The 15,280-nt window shown below is 67.7% G+C and carries 12 protein-coding genes and 1 tRNA gene; 10 read left to right on the top strand and 3 right to left on the bottom strand.

What is annotated here, in order from left to right; genetic code table 11:
• Positions 1 to 11 precede the first annotated feature (11 nt).
• From miaA to AC3WT6_RS12285, 8 genes are all read left to right on the top strand, one after another.
• Complete coding sequence (gene miaA, locus AC3WT6_RS12250; protein ID WP_492653885.1) at positions 12 to 989, top strand: tRNA (adenosine(37)-N6)-dimethylallyltransferase MiaA; 978 nt, start codon at positions 12 to 14, stop codon at positions 987 to 989.
• A 96-nt stretch (positions 990 to 1,085) separates the two neighbouring features.
• Positions 1,086 to 1,340, top strand: a complete 255-nt coding sequence (hfq, locus tag AC3WT6_RS12255) for an RNA chaperone Hfq (RefSeq protein ID WP_492653886.1) — start codon at positions 1,086 to 1,088, stop codon at positions 1,338 to 1,340.
• 10 nt (positions 1,341 to 1,350) lie between these two features.
• Positions 1,351 to 2,709: a ribosome rescue GTPase HflX gene (hflX, locus tag AC3WT6_RS12260; protein WP_492654020.1), complete on the top strand. Its 1,359-nt coding sequence runs from the start codon at positions 1,351 to 1,353 to the stop codon at positions 2,707 to 2,709.
• A gap of 59 nt (positions 2,710 to 2,768) precedes the next feature.
• Complete coding sequence (gene hflK / locus AC3WT6_RS12265; protein WP_492653887.1) at positions 2,769 to 3,890, top strand: FtsH protease activity modulator HflK; 1,122 nt, start codon at positions 2,769 to 2,771, stop codon at positions 3,888 to 3,890.
• Positions 3,887 to 4,759, top strand: coding sequence for a protease modulator HflC (hflC, locus tag AC3WT6_RS12270; protein WP_492653888.1), 873 nt, complete (start codon positions 3,887 to 3,889; stop codon positions 4,757 to 4,759). Before hflK ends, hflC begins: the two co-directional genes overlap by 4 nt.
• Positions 4,760 to 4,765: 6 nt before the next feature.
• On the top strand, positions 4,766 to 4,957 hold the full coding sequence (locus AC3WT6_RS12275; RefSeq protein WP_492653889.1) for a DUF2065 domain-containing protein: 192 nt from the start codon (positions 4,766 to 4,768) through the stop codon (positions 4,955 to 4,957).
• 6 nt (positions 4,958 to 4,963) lie between these two features.
• Positions 4,964 to 5,959 (top strand): ATP phosphoribosyltransferase regulatory subunit, encoded by a 996-nt coding sequence (locus tag AC3WT6_RS12280; RefSeq protein ID WP_492653890.1) that lies wholly within the window; start codon positions 4,964 to 4,966, stop codon positions 5,957 to 5,959.
• A gap of 24 nt (positions 5,960 to 5,983) precedes the next feature.
• Positions 5,984 to 7,309, top strand: coding sequence for an adenylosuccinate synthase (locus AC3WT6_RS12285; protein ID WP_492653891.1), 1,326 nt, complete (start codon positions 5,984 to 5,986; stop codon positions 7,307 to 7,309).
• A 250-nt stretch (positions 7,310 to 7,559) separates the two neighbouring features.
• Here the strand turns inward: AC3WT6_RS12285 and AC3WT6_RS12290 are convergent.
• A tRNA-Leu gene (locus AC3WT6_RS12290) sits at positions 7,560 to 7,644 on the bottom strand.
• Positions 7,645 to 7,717: 73 nt separating this feature from the next.
• Between AC3WT6_RS12290 and rnr the strand changes: the two genes are divergently transcribed.
• Together rnr and AC3WT6_RS12300 are read left to right on the top strand one after the other, a co-directional pair.
• The gene (gene rnr, locus AC3WT6_RS12295) at positions 7,718 to 10,453 is read left to right on the top strand and encodes a ribonuclease R (RefSeq protein ID WP_492653892.1); all 2,736 of its coding nucleotides are present in this window, start codon (positions 7,718 to 7,720) and stop codon (positions 10,451 to 10,453) included.
• 5 nt (positions 10,454 to 10,458) lie between these two features.
• Positions 10,459 to 11,151, top strand: coding sequence for an OmpA family protein (locus AC3WT6_RS12300; RefSeq protein ID WP_492653893.1), 693 nt, complete (start codon positions 10,459 to 10,461; stop codon positions 11,149 to 11,151).
• Positions 11,152 to 12,257: 1,106 nt separating this feature from the next.
• Here the strand turns inward: AC3WT6_RS12300 and flgL are convergent.
• Together flgL and flgK are read right to left on the bottom strand one after the other, a co-directional pair.
• Positions 12,258 to 13,433: a flagellar hook-associated protein FlgL gene (gene flgL, locus AC3WT6_RS12305; protein ID WP_492653894.1), complete on the bottom strand. Its 1,176-nt coding sequence runs from the start codon at positions 13,431 to 13,433 to the stop codon at positions 12,258 to 12,260.
• A gap of 5 nt (positions 13,434 to 13,438) precedes the next feature.
• Positions 13,439 to 15,280, bottom strand: a complete 1,842-nt coding sequence (flgK, locus tag AC3WT6_RS12310) for a flagellar hook-associated protein FlgK (protein WP_492653895.1) — start codon at positions 15,278 to 15,280, stop codon at positions 13,439 to 13,441.

A 15,280-nucleotide genomic window follows, 5' to 3' on the forward strand; every position in this document is an offset into this window, starting at 1 on the left:
GAGCTGGGCAGATGACCGCACCCGCCGAGACCATTCCGGCCCTGTTCCTGATGGGGCCGACCGCCTCCGGCAAGACCGGTCTGGCCCTGGCCCTGCACGCCGAGGCCGCCGCCGGCCGGCTGCCCTGGCCGGCGGCGGAGATCATCAGCGTCGATTCCGCCCAGGTGTACCGGGGGATGGACATCGGCACCGCCAAGCCGGAACCGGCGGTGCTGGCGGCGGTACCGCATGCGCTGATCGACATCCTTGACCCGGCCGAGAGCTATTCCGCCGCCCGTTTCCGCGACGATGCCCTGGCCCTGGTGGCGGCGATCCGGGCACGCGGCCATCTGCCGATCCTGGTCGGCGGCACCAGCCTGTACTTCCGCGCCCTGGAATACGGCCTCTCGGAACTGCCACCCGCCGATCCGGCAGTGCGCGCGCAGCTGGAAGCCGAGGCACTAGCGCTGGGCTGGCCGGCCCTGCATGAACGCCTGGCAGCGCTGGACCCGGAAGCCGCCGCCAAGATCAAGCCCAACGACCAGCAGCGTATCCAGCGGGCACTGGAGATACTCCTGCTGAGTGGTCGTTCACGTAGCGAGCACTGGGCGGCACCGAAATCGGCGGGTCTGGCCGGCCCCCTGGTGAAGCTGGCGCTGATGCCGCCCGAGCGCGAAATCCTGCACGCGGCGATCGCCGAGCGCTTCCGGCAGATGATGGCGCGCGGCTTTTTGGACGAGGTGCGGACCTTGAAGGCGCGCGGCGACCTGCATCCAGGCCTGCCTTCGATCCGTTCCGTGGGATATCGCCAGCTCTGGGAACATTTGGACGGTCGCGGCAGTCTGAGCGACGCAGTGGAGCGCGGGATCGTTGCCACCCGGCAGTACGCCAAGCGCCAGATCACCTGGTTGCGCAGCGAGCGGGACAGCGAATGGATAGACCCACAGCAGGGCAATATGGCTTTGGAGCGAGCGGTCGAAAGACTGTGCTCGGCGGTCAAGGCGGCCTAGCGGCAGCGTGGTAAAATCAAAACTTGCCTGCGAGCGGTAAACGAGTGGTGTCGCAGGTCCATGACAATCAGCAACTACAACAAAAGGAAGTCAGCCATGTCCAAAGGCCAAACCCTCCAGGAACCGTTCCTCAATGCCCTGCGCAAGGAACGCATTCCGGTCTCCATCTACCTGGTCAACGGCATCAAGCTGCAGGGCCATGTTGAATCCTTCGATCAGTTCGTGGTGCTGCTGCGCAACACCGTGAGCCAGATGGTCTACAAGCACGCGATCTCCACCATCGTTCCCGCCCGCGCCGTGCGCCTGGCCGAGACCGAAGGCGAGGACGCGCCGGCTGCCCCCGCCGCCTGAGAATCTTCCGCTGAAGTTCATCGAACGCCCCAAGGGCGGGCAGAAAGCCGTACTGGTCCACCTTGAGCTGCCGGGCTCCGACTATCTGTCGGACCGCGCCGAGTTCGAGGAGCTGGCCCGTTCCGCGGGTGCCGAGATCGTTGCGGTACTGGGTGGTTCCCGGATCAAGCCGGATGCTGGACTGTTCGTCGGCTCCGGCAAGGCCGAGGAAGCGGCTGCCGCGGTGGCCGCCGGCGAGGCGGAAGTGGCGATCTTCAACCACGAGCTGTCGCCCAGCCAGGAGCGCAATCTCGAAAAGCTGCTCCAGTGCCGGGTGCTGTCGCGCGCCGGCCTGATCCTCGACATCTTCGCCCGCCGCGCCCGCACCCACGAGGGCAAGTTGCAGGTGGAGCTGGCGCAGCTCCAGCATCTTTCCACCCGTCTGGTGCGCGGCTGGAGCCACTTGGAGCGGCAGGGCGGCGGCATCGGCCTGCGCGGCCCCGGTGAAACCCAGCTGGAACTCGACCGCCGCCTGGTGCGCGGCCGTATCGACAAGGTCAAGCGCGATCTCGAAGACGTGAAGCGCCATCGCGCGCTGTCGCGGCGCGCGCGCAAGCGCAACGAGACGCCGCTGGTGTCCATCGTCGGCTACACCAATGCCGGTAAGAGCACGTTGTTCAACGCCATGACCGGTGCCGAGGCCTATGCCGCGGACCAGCTGTTCGCCACCCTCGACACCACCATCCGCAAGCTACAGCTGCCGGCCGATCAGGAGATCCTGCTCGCCGACACCGTGGGCTTCATCCGCGATCTGCCCCACGATCTGGTCGCCGCCTTCCGCGCCACGCTGGAAGAGGCGCGCGAGGCCGACCTGCTGCTGCACGTACTGGACGCCGCCGACCCCGAGCGCACGACCCGCATCGAGCAGGTGAACGCGGTGTTGCAGGAGATCGAGGCCGACGAGGTGCCGACCCTGCTGGTGTTCAACAAGATTGATCTCAGCGAGCACGAAACCGCGCGGGTCGAGCGCGACGAAACCGGCCGGCCGAAGCGGGTGTTTCTTTCCGCTAAGACCGGCGCGGGCCTGGACGCGCTGCGCGAGGTGCTGTCGGAGCTGATCTTCCCCGATCTGTTCGAGGGCGAGATCGCGGTGACGCCGGCGCAGGGCAAGCTGCGCGCGCTGCTCTACGCCAGTCATGCCGTGCAGTCGGAGCGCATCGACGAGGCGGGCATTGCGCACTTGCAACTGCGGCTGCCGCGCCCACGTTATGAACGCATCTGCCGCGAGGCCGGTGTGCCGCTGAATGGCGCCGCCGCCGCCCGCCCCCTAGAATCTTGGGAGCGTGGCCACACTCGCGCGGGTCGCGCCAGCAAGGGCATCCGCAACTGAAGCAGGCCCATCCTGACGGCAGCAGCCGAATCTGGATCACTCAGACGAGAATTTAGCTAATGGCATGGAACGAACCGGGGTCGGGCAACCGTGACCCCTGGAATCAGGGCGGAAAGGGCAGCAACCAAGGGCCCCCCGATCTGGAAGAGCTGTTCAAGCGCTTCAAGGCGCGCCTCTCCGGCAAGGGCGGCGGCGGCAAGCCTGGCTCCGGCCCGCGTCTGGCCGGTGGCCTTGGACTGGGTCTTGGTCTGATTGCCCTGCTGTGGGTGATGTCCGGCTTCTACACCGTTGATGAGCAGCAGCGCGCCGTGGTGTTCCGCTTCGGCGCCTATGTCGGCACCACCGAGCCCGGTCTGCAATGGCGCCTGCCCTGGCCGATCGAGAGCCACGAGAAGGTGAACCTCACCGGCGTGCGCAATGTCACCGACCGCGCCACCATGCTCACCCAGGACGAAAACATCGTCGATGTCGAGCTGTCGGTGCAGTACCGCGTCAGTTCGGCGGTGGACTACGTGGTCAACGTCGACGACCCCGACCTCACCCTGCGCCAGGCCACCAAGGCGGCGGTGCGCGAGGTGGTGGGGCAGAACAAGATGGACTTCATCCTCACCGACGGTCGCGAGGCGGTGGCCGACCGCACCAAGCTGCTGCTGCAGGAGCGCCTGGATGAGTACAAGGTCGGCCTGGTGGTGAACGAGGTCAACCTCAAGCAGGTGCAGCCGCCGGAAGCGGTGCAGGCCGCCTTCGCCGACGCCATCAAGGCGCGTGAGGACCTGGAGCGCCTGAAGAACGAGGCGCAGGCCTATGCCAACGAGCGCATTCCGCGTGCGCGCGGCGCCGCCGCCCGTGAGCTGGAGGAAGCCAGCGGTTACCGCGATCAGGTGATCGCCAAGGCCCAGGGTGATGCCTCGCGCTTCAGCCAGCTGGTGACCGAATACCGCAAGGCGCCGCAGGTCACCCGCGACCGCCTCTACCTCGACACCATGAGCGAGGTGATGGGCAAGACCAGCAAGGTGCTGGTCGATGTCGACAAGGGTTCGCCGATGATCTACCTGCCGCTCGATCAGCTGCTGAAGAACCAGCCGAAGGCGCCGCTGCTGGAGGCGGTGCCGGAAGCCACCGCCGCGTCGCGCGCCAACGGTGCCGATGCCAGCCGTTCCCGTGACCGGAGCCGCCAATGAACCAGGACCGTAGCCTGCTAGCGTTCGGCGCACTGATTCTGGTGCTGTTCGCGCTCAGCAATTCCGCCTTCATCGTCGACCAGCGCGAACGCGCGGTGCTGTTCCAGCTGTCGGCGGTGCGTACCGCCGACTTTGAGCCGGGCCTGCACTTCAAGCTGCCGTTCATCCAGTCGGTGAAGAAGTTCGACGGCCGCGTCCTCACGCTCGACAACCAGACCGAGAACTTCCTGACTGTCGAGAAGAAGAACGTCGAGGTCGACTTCTATGTGAAGTGGCGGGTCGCCGATGCGCTCCAGTACTACCGCTCCACCGGCGGCCAGGGTCTGGTCGCGGCGGATCGCCTGTCCGCCATCGTCAACCGCGGCCTGCGCGACCAGTTCGGCTCGCGCACCATCCAGCAGGCGGTGACCAGCCAGCGTGACCAGATGATGCAGGCGCTGGAAGCCAGCGCTGCCGACAAGGTCAAGGAGCTGGGTATCGAGATCATCGACGTGCGCATCAAGTCGATCAATCTGCCGCAGAACGACAACGTCAGCGGCTCGGTGTACGAACGCATGCGCGCCGAGCGCTCGCGGATCGCCGCCGACTACCGCGCCCGCGGCGCCGAAGAGGCCGAGAAGATCCGCGCCGAGGCCGATCGCGAAGCGCAGATCACCGTTGCCAATGCCTACCGCGATGCCGAAAAGCTGCGCGGCGAGGGCGATGCCAAGGCTTCCGACATCTATGCCAAGGCCTATGGCGCCGATGCCGAGTTCTATCGCTTCTACCGCTCGCTGGGTGCCTACCGCGATGCCTTCGGCGGTCCCAACGACGTGATGGTGTTGCAGCCCGAAGGGGAATTCTTCCGCAGCTTCAAGGCCGGCAAGTAGTTTTCCGTGGGCGATGATTTTCTGCGGGCGCTGGCCCTGGTGATGGTGATCGAGGGCATGCTGCCCTTCCTGTCGCCGCGCCGGTTCCGCGAATCGTTGCTGCGCGCGGCCAGTCTTGAAGACCGGCCGCTGCGCTTATTGGGCCTGGTCGCCATGCTGAGTGGCGCCGGGCTGCTGCATTTTCTTTCTACACCCTAGATAGTCATGACCAAGCTGTGGATGCTGCCGGATGGAATGGAAGAGGCGCTGCCGCAACAGGCCTGGCGCGCCGAAGGGCTGCGCCGTGCGCTGCTCGACCATTACCGCGCGGCTGGCTATGAGCTGATCCTGCCGCCGTTCCTGGAGCACCTGGACTCCCTGCTGACCGGCGCCGGTGCCGATCTCGACAGCCTCACCTTCAAGCTCACCGACCCGGCCAGCGGCCGCCTGCTGGGCCTGCGCAGCGACATGACGCCGCAGGCGGCGCGTATCGCCGCCCGGCACTTTGCCGACACCCCGGTGGTGCGGCTCTGCTATCTGGGCACGGTGCTACGCACCCGCCCCGACGCGCTCGGCGGGCCGCGCTCGCCGCGCCAGGTCGGCTGCGAGCTGTTCGGCACGCCGGCTGGCGAGGGCACTGCCGGCGCCGATCTGGAGGTGCTGTCGCTGATGCTCGACACCCTGCGTCTGGCCGGGGTCGCCGACGTGCATCTCGACCTCGGCCATGTCGGCGTCTACCGCGCGGTGGTCGATCGCCTGGCCTTGTCGGGCGAGGACGAGACCGCGTTGTTCGACATCCTGCAGCGCAAGTCGCGGCCGGAGCTGTCGGCGTTCACCGCCGGCCTGGGCATCGCCGCCGAAGCCGCCGCGGCCTTGCAGGCGCTCACCGGCCTGCACGGCGATGTCAGCGTGCTGCAAAGCGCCGCGCGTACGCTGTCTGGTTATGGCGACGGCGTGACGCTGGCGCTGCGCACGCTGGAGCAGGTGATCGCTGCGATCGGCCGCCAGCACGCCGGTCTGCCGATCCATCTCGATCTCGCTGAGCTGCGCGGTGCCCGCTACCACACCGGCCTGACTTTCGCCGCCTTCGCGCCCGGCCACGGCCGCGAGTTGGCGCGCGGTGGCCGTTACGACGGCGTCGGCGGCGAATTCGGCATGGCCCGGCCGGCCACCGGTTTCTCGGCCGACGTCAATGAATTGCTGCGCCTGGGCGCGGCCTGAACTGTTTTTAGTAAGGGGAAGCACATGGGGAAGAGCGTCGTAGTGATCGGTGCCCAGTGGGGCGATGAGGGCAAGGGCAAGGTCGTCGACCTGCTCACCGACCGCGCGCAGGCCGTGGTCCGTTTCCAGGGCGGCCACAACGCCGGCCATACCCTGGTCATCAAGGGCAAGAAGACCGCGCTCAATTTGATCCCCTCGGGCGTCATGCGCGAGGGCGCGCCCTGCTATATCGGCAATGGCGTGGTGCTGTCCTTGGCGCACATCTGCGGCAGCGCCCGGCTGGGCATCAAGAGCGAGCTGGAGACCGTCGAAGCCACCGGCATGGAAGTGCGCTCGCGACTGAAGATCAGCGAGGCCGCGCCCCTGGTGCTGCCGGTGCATGCGCGGCTCGACCAGGCGCGCGAGCGCGCGCGCGGCGAGGCCAAGATCGGCACCACCGGCAAGGGCATAGGCCCGGCCTACGAGGACAAGGTGGCGCGCCGCGCGGTACGGGTCGGCGACCTCTACCAGCGCGATCTCTTGGCCGCCAAACTCGGCGAGCTGATGGCCTATCACAACTTCGTGCTGACCCACTATTACAAGGAAGCGCCGGAGGACTTCCAGCAGACGCTGGACGATCTGCTGGCCTATGCGGAAGTCATCAAGCCGATGGTGGCGGACGTCACCGAGCACCTGCGCCAGCATCTCAAGCGCGGCGACAACGTGCTGTTCGAAGGTGCCCAGGGCGCCTTGCTCGACATCGACCACGGCACCTATCCCTACGTCACCAGCAGCAACACCACCGCCGGCGGTGCCGCCACCGGCACCGGTGTCGGCCCGCGTGAACTCGACTACGTGCTGGGCATCGTCAAGGCCTACGCCACCCGGGTTGGTTCAGGACCGTTCCCCACCGAGCTGGAAGACGGCCCGGAAGGCATCGGCGCCCACATCCGCAAGGTCGGTGACGAATTCGGCACGGTGACGCGCCGGCCGCGCCGCTGCGGCTGGTTCGATGCCGTCGCTGCCCGCCGCTCGATCTTCAACAACTCGGTGTCCGGCCTGGTGGTCACCAAGCTCGACGTGCTCGATGCGCTGGAAACCATCCGCATCTGCACCGGCTACAAGCTCGATGGTCAGGTGATCGAGAATCCGCCGATCGGCGCCGAGGGCTTCGAGAAGGTCGAACCGATCTTCGAGGAGCTTCCGGGTTGGCAGAGCAGCACCTTCGGCATTAGCCGTTACGAAGACCTGCCGGAAAACGCGCGCCGCTATCTGAGGCGCATGGAAGAGGTGACCGAAGTCGAGATCGCGATCATCTCCACCGGCCCGGATCGCGAGCACACCATCGTGCTGCACCATCCGTTTGATTGATTCTGCCGAGCCGTATCTCTGCCGTCCCTGGCGCGACGGCAGCTCTCTGGATCGCCCCCCTGGGCGGCCATCCTTGGCCGCCCGCGAAACGGGCGGGGGTGCCATTCAAGGTACTCCCGCACGGCTCCGTTTCGCCCCCGGCGAGGGGACGAGCTTGCCGGCTTCATCGGCAAGCTGGGGGAGCCAGCAAGAAATCGTGCCGCAGGCACCAACAACAAAAAAGCCCAGCCAAAGGCTGGGCTTGTTTTGTTGGTGCCGAGAAGAGGACTCGAACCTCCACGGTGTTACCCGCCAGTACCTGAAACTGGTGCGTCTACCAATTCCGCCATCTCGGCCTGAGAATCGGCATCCATCACAGCCGCCGAATTCCAAGGGCGCGCAGTATCGCGGCGAGGCCGCCTGTTGTCAATGAAAAAACGTACAAGTTCCAGCTCACCCCAGAATCGCGGCGGCACGCCCTACGACGAGCCCTGGAAGACCGCCGACGTGGTGCCGGCCAAGGGCGCAGGCAAGCCCCAGGCCTCGGCCGGCGTGCCCAGCGTCGAAGCGGTGTTGGCCCGGCTGCGGCAGTCGCCCGGCTCGCTCGACGACCTCATCGGCTACTTCAAGTTGAAGAAGCTGCCGGAGCAGACCGCGCTGGAGAAGCGCCTGCTGGAGCTGGGTCGCAGCGGCCAGGTGCGCCTGGATCGTCGTGGCCGATTGGAGACCACGCCGCTGGACGCGGTGCCGCCCGCGACGTTGGCGCCAGCCGCCAAACCAGTGGCCACCACGGCCAAGCCGGTGGCCGTCGAGGCGGTGAGCAAGCCGGTGCATTCCCCGACTCCGAAACCTTCGGCCGCCGCGGCCAAGGTGACCCTGGTGGTGGATGTCCCGACGCCGCCGGCCACCAAGCCTCAGGGTGGCATGCTGGCGGCCGCGAAGAGCGCCGCGCAGTCGCTCTCGCGCCTGATCAGTGGCCCGCCGGTGGCCGCGGCGCCCACTGCGAAGCCTGCAATGCCGGTCGCCTCCAAGTCGGTGGCGGGCAAGCGCGCCGCCAGTGTCACGCCGGAAGTGCAGCTGCCTCCGAAAGTGGGCGACGAGCTGGGCGGCAAGGTGTCCGCCCATCGCGACGGCTTCGGCTTTGTGGTGGTCGACGGACCGGGCGAGGACGTGTTCCTGCCGGCGCGCGAGATGCGCGGCCTGATGACTGGCGACCGGGTGCGGGTGCGGATCACCAATGTCGAGGCCAACGGCCGCTTGTCCGGTGAGTTCGTCGCCATGCTCAGCACCGCGCCGCGCTTCGTGGTCGGCCGCCTGCGCCGCGAAGGCGGGCGCTGGCTGGTGACACCGGACAACCAGAAGGCCCAGCCCTTTGAGCTGAGCGTCGCTGCCGCCGATCTCGGCGGCGCCAAGGACGGCCAGGTGGTGCGGGCGGAAATGCTCAGCCTGCCGGGCAGCCGCAACCCGATGACCGGCCGCGTCACCGAGATCGTCGGCGAGCATCTGGCGCCGGGCCTGGAGATCGAGATCGCGCTGCGCCGCCACGATCTGCCGCACGAGTTCCCGCCCGAGGTGGAAGCCGAGGCCGAGGCTTTCGGCCCCGAGGTGCGCGCCGCCGACATCGAAGGCCGCGTCGATCTGCGCAAGTTGCCGCTGATGACCATCGATGGCATCGACGCCCGCGATTACGACGATGCCGTCTACGCCGAGAAAGTGCGCGGTGGCTACCGCCTGGTGGTGGCGATCGCCGACGTCTCCGCCTACGTCGAGCCGGGCAGCCCGCTGGACGAGGAGGCGACCAAGCGCGGCACTTCGGTGTACTTCCCGCGACGGGTGATCCCGATGCTGCCGGAGGCCTTGTCCAACGGCCTGTGCTCGCTCAACCCGAACGTCGATCGCCTCTGCCTGGTCTGCGACATGAAGCTCGGCAAGGACGGCGAGGTCAGCACCGCCAAGTTCTACGAGGCGGTGATGCGCTCGCAGGCGCGGCTGATCTATGAAGACGTCGCCACCATGCTCGCCGAACCCAAGGGCGAGCTGGCGCGCAGCAATGCCAAGCTGCTGCCGCATCTGCAGGACCTCGACGCGGTGTTCACCGCCCTGTTCGCGGCGCGTCAGCAGCGCGGCGCCATCGACTTCGAGGGCCAGGAGACCAAGTTCGAGTTCACCGAGGACCGCAAGATCGCCCGCATCGTGCCGGTACAGCGCACCCGCGCGCACCGGCTGATCGAGGAATGCATGATCGCCGCCAACATCGAGGCCGCGAAATTCGTCAGCGGCCGCGAGACGCCGGCCCTGCATCGCGTGCACGAGCGGCCGGACCCGCAGCGGGTGCTGGTGCTCAAGGACTTCCTCGCCGGCCGCGCGCTCACCCTGGGCGGTGGCGAAGAGCCGCAAGCCAAGGACTTCGCGGCGGTCACCGAGGCGGCGCGTGGTCGCCCGGACACCAGTCTGATCCACATGATGATCCTGCGCACGATGGCGCAGGCGCGCTACAGCCCCGAGCCGCTCGGCCACTACGGCCTGGCGCTGGAGCACTACGCGCACTTCACCTCGCCGATCCGCCGCTACCCCGACCTGCTGCTGCACCGCGCGGTCAAGCACATCGTCAAGCGCCGCAAGCCGACGAGCTTCCCCTACAGCCAGGAGCAGATGGAAGCTCTGGGCCTGCACTGCTCGATGACCGAGCGGCGCGCCGACGAGGCCACCCGCGATGTCAGCAGCTGGCTCAAGTGCGAGTTCATGAGCCACCGCGTCGGCGACAGCTTCGACGGCGTGGTCAGCGCGGTGACCGCCTTCGGACTGTTCGTCGATCTCAGCGGCCTCTACATCGACGGTCTGGTGCACATCTCGGCCCTGGGCGAGGAGGCCTACCAGTTCGACCCCAAGACCCAGCGTCTGGTCGGCCGGCGCAGCGGCCATGCCTACAGCCTGGGCCAGCCGATCCGTGTGCAGGTGGTGCGGGTCAATCTGGAGGAGCGCAAGATCGATCTGGTGCCGGCCACGGCCACCTCCGAGCGAGGTTCAGAACCGGTTCATCGTGCCCGCACAGACTCCACCCCAGGTTCTGCCGGCCATCGCCCAGCTGCCAAGGGGCGCCATCCGAAGCCGCAGGACTCGTCACGCCAGCCCTCGAATTCCAGACGCCCCAAGAAGCGGAGATAAACATCATGCAGACCTTCAAACCCCTCGCCCTGGTCCTGGCCGTGGCCACCCTGGCCGGTTGTGCCGGCGACCCCAACCGCGACAAGAAGATCGGCGCCGGTGTCGGCGCGGTGCTGGGTGGCGTGATCGGCCACCAGGTGAGCGGCGCCGATGGCGCGCCCATCGTCGGTGCCGTGGTCGGTGCCATTGCCGGCGGTGCGGTGGGTGGCTACATGGATCGCCAGCGCCGCGAGCTGGAAGCCAAGCTCGCCGAGGAGGCCCGCCGCAAGGAGCTGGTGATCACCCAGCTCGATGCCAATACCCTGAAGATCGGGGTTGCCAGCGATGTCTCCTTCGATACCGGCTCGGCGCAGCTGTCGGCCACCGCGCTGGCCACCTTCGCCAAGATCGCCGGCACGCTGAAGAGCTTCGACCAGACCGTGGTGCATGTGGTCGGCCACACCGACACCGTCGGCAGCAGCGCCTACAACCAGACGCTATCGGATCAGCGCGCCGCCAGCGTCGGGACTTATCTGGCCGGGCAGGGCCTGCCCGCCGGCCGTATCCGCGAGGAGGGGCGTGGCGAGCGCGAGTTGCTGGTGCGCACGGGCGACGGTGTCGCTGAGCCGCGCAACCGGCGCGTGGACATCGTCATCAAGGCGGTGGTCGAGGGCAATGAGCAGTCGGCCTGGACGCCGCCGCCCTATCTGGGTGGCTGAGGCAGGCCTCGCCGAACCGGCGACAAGACGCCGCGCTAACCAGCGCGGCGTTTTTGTTTCTGCCGCCATTTTTTGGGCCGCAGTTGTTCCCCCTCCCCCTTGTGGGGGTGAGGGGGAAATGGGCGAAGCATGACTTCGCCCCGCCGAACGCCATCGGCCATGCATGGGCCGATGGCCGGCCAGGTTAGGGGAGGGGGGAAAGCCGTGGCGGAGTGCAGCGCCTTCGCGTTGGTCTGCTGGGTTGTGGTTCGCGCCTTCGCGCTCTGCTGAGTCTGCTGTTGGTGCGAGCTTTTTTTCGCCCCCTGGCGACTCACTTTTCTTTGCTTGTGCAAAGAAAAGTAAGCAAAAGAAAGCACCCCCCTGCGTCGCGCCCCTACGGGGTACCCTGCGATGCTCGTGGCCGGGGGGACGCGCCCGAACTCGGCGCCCTATAGGCGCCTCGAACAGGCGGGCGCTTCCATACCCCCCGTCCACTGCGCTTCTCGGCGCTTACGAAGGGGAGGGCAAGTCAAAAGCCACATCAACGGCACTCAGGCTCGTCGGCTACGCCGACATCGCGCGAGCGAAGCGCGCGCCTGCGGTTGCTTCTGTCTTTGCGGCGGACGAAGGCCGCCGTGCTGTAGATGGTCCGGTCCCCTTCGTAGCGCCGAGAAGCGGAGGTCTCCGGGGGTATGGAAGCCGGCGCCTGTTTGAGGCGCCTATAGGGCGCCGAGTTCGCCGGCGTCCCCCGGAGACCGAGCATCGCAGGTTTACCCCCGCAGGGGGCGCTACGCAGGGGTGTGCTTTCTTTTGCTTACTTTTCTTTGCACAAGCAAAGAAAAGTGAGTCGCCAGGGGGCGAAAAAAAGCTATCAGGCCCTGCGAAGTCAGCAGAGCGCGAACGCGCGAACCGCACACATGCAGACCAAGGCGAAAGCACAAGCACTCCGCTACGGCTTTCCCCCTCCCCTAACCCCTCCCCGCAAGGGGAGGGGAACTGAGAAAGGGGAGGGGGACTGAGAGGGCAAGGCCATCGGCACACGCATGGCCGATGGCGCTCGGCGGTGCCAAACAATGCTGCGCCTATTTCCGCCTCGTCTCCGCGAGACAGCAAACAGCCACACCCGCTCAGCGGATGTAGTTGAACAAGGTCAGCCCCTGCACCTTGGCAAACACCGCTTGCGCCGCCTGCAGGCCGGTGGTCTGCAACTGCAGCTTGCTGATTGCCTCGGCGTAGTCGATGTCGCGGACATCGGACAAGGTGGTTTGCAGTTGTTCGTCCAGCGCTCCCAGCTGCGTCTCGACCTCGTTCAGCGAAGCCAGCCGCGTGCCTACCGAGCTGCGCACGCTAGAGATGTGGTTCATGCCGGCGTCGAGCGCGCTCAGCGCGCTGCTGCGCAGCGTCTGTGCTTGCGCGCGTTCGGCATCGGTGGCGACCGGGGCTTGCACCGAGGTGATGACCGAGCGCAGCTGTGCGAACAAGTCCTGATTGCCGCCGGGCGTCAGGCTCAGGCGGTCGCCGTCGGCGGGCGTGCCCTTCAGCGTCAGGCGCACGCCGGGCAGGCTCAGGGAATCACCGGCCTTGTAGCTGCCGGACTGCACCAGGCTGCCGTCGGCGGCGCGGGCCTCGTACTGGCCGCCGCTGAAGCTCAAGCTCAGGGCCTGCGCGCTGCCGGCGGCCGAATCCAGGCTGGCGACCGAGAGCGTGCCGCCGTTGCTGCTGGCCGCCTGCACCTGCGCGCCGGTCTGGATGCGCAGGAACACCGCGTCGCCGGAGTCGCCATCGGCCATGCGGGTGCCGGTGCCGACCGGCAGCTCGCGCGGCTGCTGGTCGCCGCTGTAGCTGACGCCGCCGGCGCTGATCGCGAACGGTGCGTCGCCGTCGCGGCTGCCGGCAAACAGATGATGGCCGGTGCCGTCGTCGCTGTTGGCGAGATCCACCAGCCGCGCATACAGCTGCTCCAGCTCGCCGGCGATCTGCTTGCGGTCATCGCTGGAGAGCGCAGCGCTGTTGGCCTGCAAGGCCAGCTCGCGGACGCGGGTCAGGTTGTCGTCGACGGCGCCGAGCGTGGATTCCTCCACCGACAAGCGATGACGCAGGGTGGTGACGTTGTCGGCGAGCCGCGCGTGGGCGGCCTGCGCGCTGTCGAGCGCCAGTGACTGCGCCATGCCGGCGGGGTTCTCGCCGGCGGTGCGGAACTTGCGCTCCGAGCTGATTCTCTGTTGGGTGAGCGCCAGCTCGGCTTGCTTGTTCAAGAGGCTGGTAACGCTGGCGTTGTGGACGCCGAGAGTGGACAGGCGCATGGCAACTAGCTCCTGGCGGCGGCGAGCAGCGACTCGAAGGCGGCGCTGGCGGTGGCGATCACCTGGGCGGCGGCCTGATAGGCCTGCTGGTAGCGGATCAGGTTGGCGGCCTCTTCGTCGAGATTCACGCCAGAGAGCGAGTCGCGCTCGGTCTGCGCCTGCGCCTGCAAGGCCTCGGCGGCGGTCTTGGCGATGCCGACCCGCTCGGCGGTGGAGCCGATCTGGGTGACCAGATTGCTGTTGGCGGAAACCAGGCTGCTGGTGCCACCGTCGAGCAGCTTCTGGCTGGCGAGCCCGGACAGCGCCAGGGCATTGCGGTTGTCGCCGCTGCCGGCCGCGGTCGCTGCCAGGCTGAAGCTGTCGCCGGCGGCCGGGCTGCCGCTCAGGCTCAAGCTCCAGCCGTTGCCGCTGATGGCGCTGCCGGCAGTCCAGCTCTGCTCGGCGCCGCCGTTGATCGAATAGGTGGTAGCGCTGGTGAAGACGATGCTGGCCGGAGTCTTCAGCGCCGGATTGCTGGCATCGGTGACGCTTAAGCTGGCGGGCTTGGCGCTGCCGGTGTTGGCGAGGCTGGCGCTGGCGCTCAAGGGACTGGCCGCGGCCAAGCCGCCGGCGTCGCTGAGGCTCAGCTTGAAGGCCGCCGCCGCTTCGCGGCTGGGTGACAGCCGATAGCGGTCACCCTCGCTGGCGCTGCCGCTGACCACCAGCGACAGGCCTTCGGCGGTAAAGGGATCGGCCGCAGTGCCGCTGCCGCTCAAGCTCACCGCGGCGCCGCTGCTGGCGCGCGTCAGCTGCCAGTTGCCGCCGCTGTAGCGCAGCAGGTAGTCGCCGCCGGTCAGCGCACCGCTATTGCTCAGGCTCAGGTCCAGCTGCGCGCTGCCGGTATTGCCGCTGGCGGCCAGCACCTCGCCGTCGAGCGGGGTGAACAGCGGCGAGCCGCTATTGCCCTTGAGGTCCACGCCCTGCGCCTGGATGCTGTTGGCGCGGTCGCTGATCACCACCGCCATGCGGCCCAGCTTTTCCAGCGCCGGGTCGATCAGTTCCCGGCGGGCGTCGAGCAGGCCGCCGATGGCCCCGCCGGAGAGCTGGCTGCCGCCGGCGATCTCGATGCGGTCGGGGCGGAAGGGGTCGGCGCTGGTCGCCAGCGGAATCGCGGTGCTGCCCACCACCAGCGGCTGACCGGAGCCGGTGTAGAGATTGAGACTGCCGTCGCTCTGCTGCACGGTGCTCACCCGCAACTGGCCGGCGATGTCCTGCACCAGCTTGTCGCGGCTGTCGAGCAGGTCGGGTGAGGCATTGCTGCCGGCGCTGGCGATGCGCTCGTTGAGCTTTGCCAGCGCCGTGGTCTGGTCGTTGAGCGTGCCGACGGCGATGCTCAGGCGCTGGTCGATTTCCGAGTCCAGCGAGGAGAGTTCGCCGTGCAGGCTGTTGAAGCGGTCGGCCAGCGACTGGGCGGCGCCCAGGGTGCTCTGCCGCACCGCGGTCGAGGTCGGGTCGGCGGCGAGATCGGAGAGCGAGGAGAAGAAGCTGTCGAGGCTGGAGGAGAGCCCGGTGTCGGGGTCCGACAGCAGACTGTCTACCCGCTGCGCCAAGCCGTCGAAGCTGCTCAGCCGCGCGGTTTCGCTGCTGTTGCGCACCAGCCGGGTTTCCAGCAGCGCATCGTTGAGCCGGCGGGTGAGATCGACGCTGACACCACCGCTGCTGTCGAATCGGCCGACGCGCGCCGACTGCTCGATGCGCTGTCGCGAGTAGTTCGGGGTGTTGACGTTGGCGACGTTGTGGCTGGTCACCTCCAGGCCGCGCTGCGCGGCCAGCAGCGCGGAAGACCCGATGTTGAGGATGTCAGCCAT

It is taken from the genome of Stagnimonas sp. FW305-C-60 (assembly GCF_058782965.1).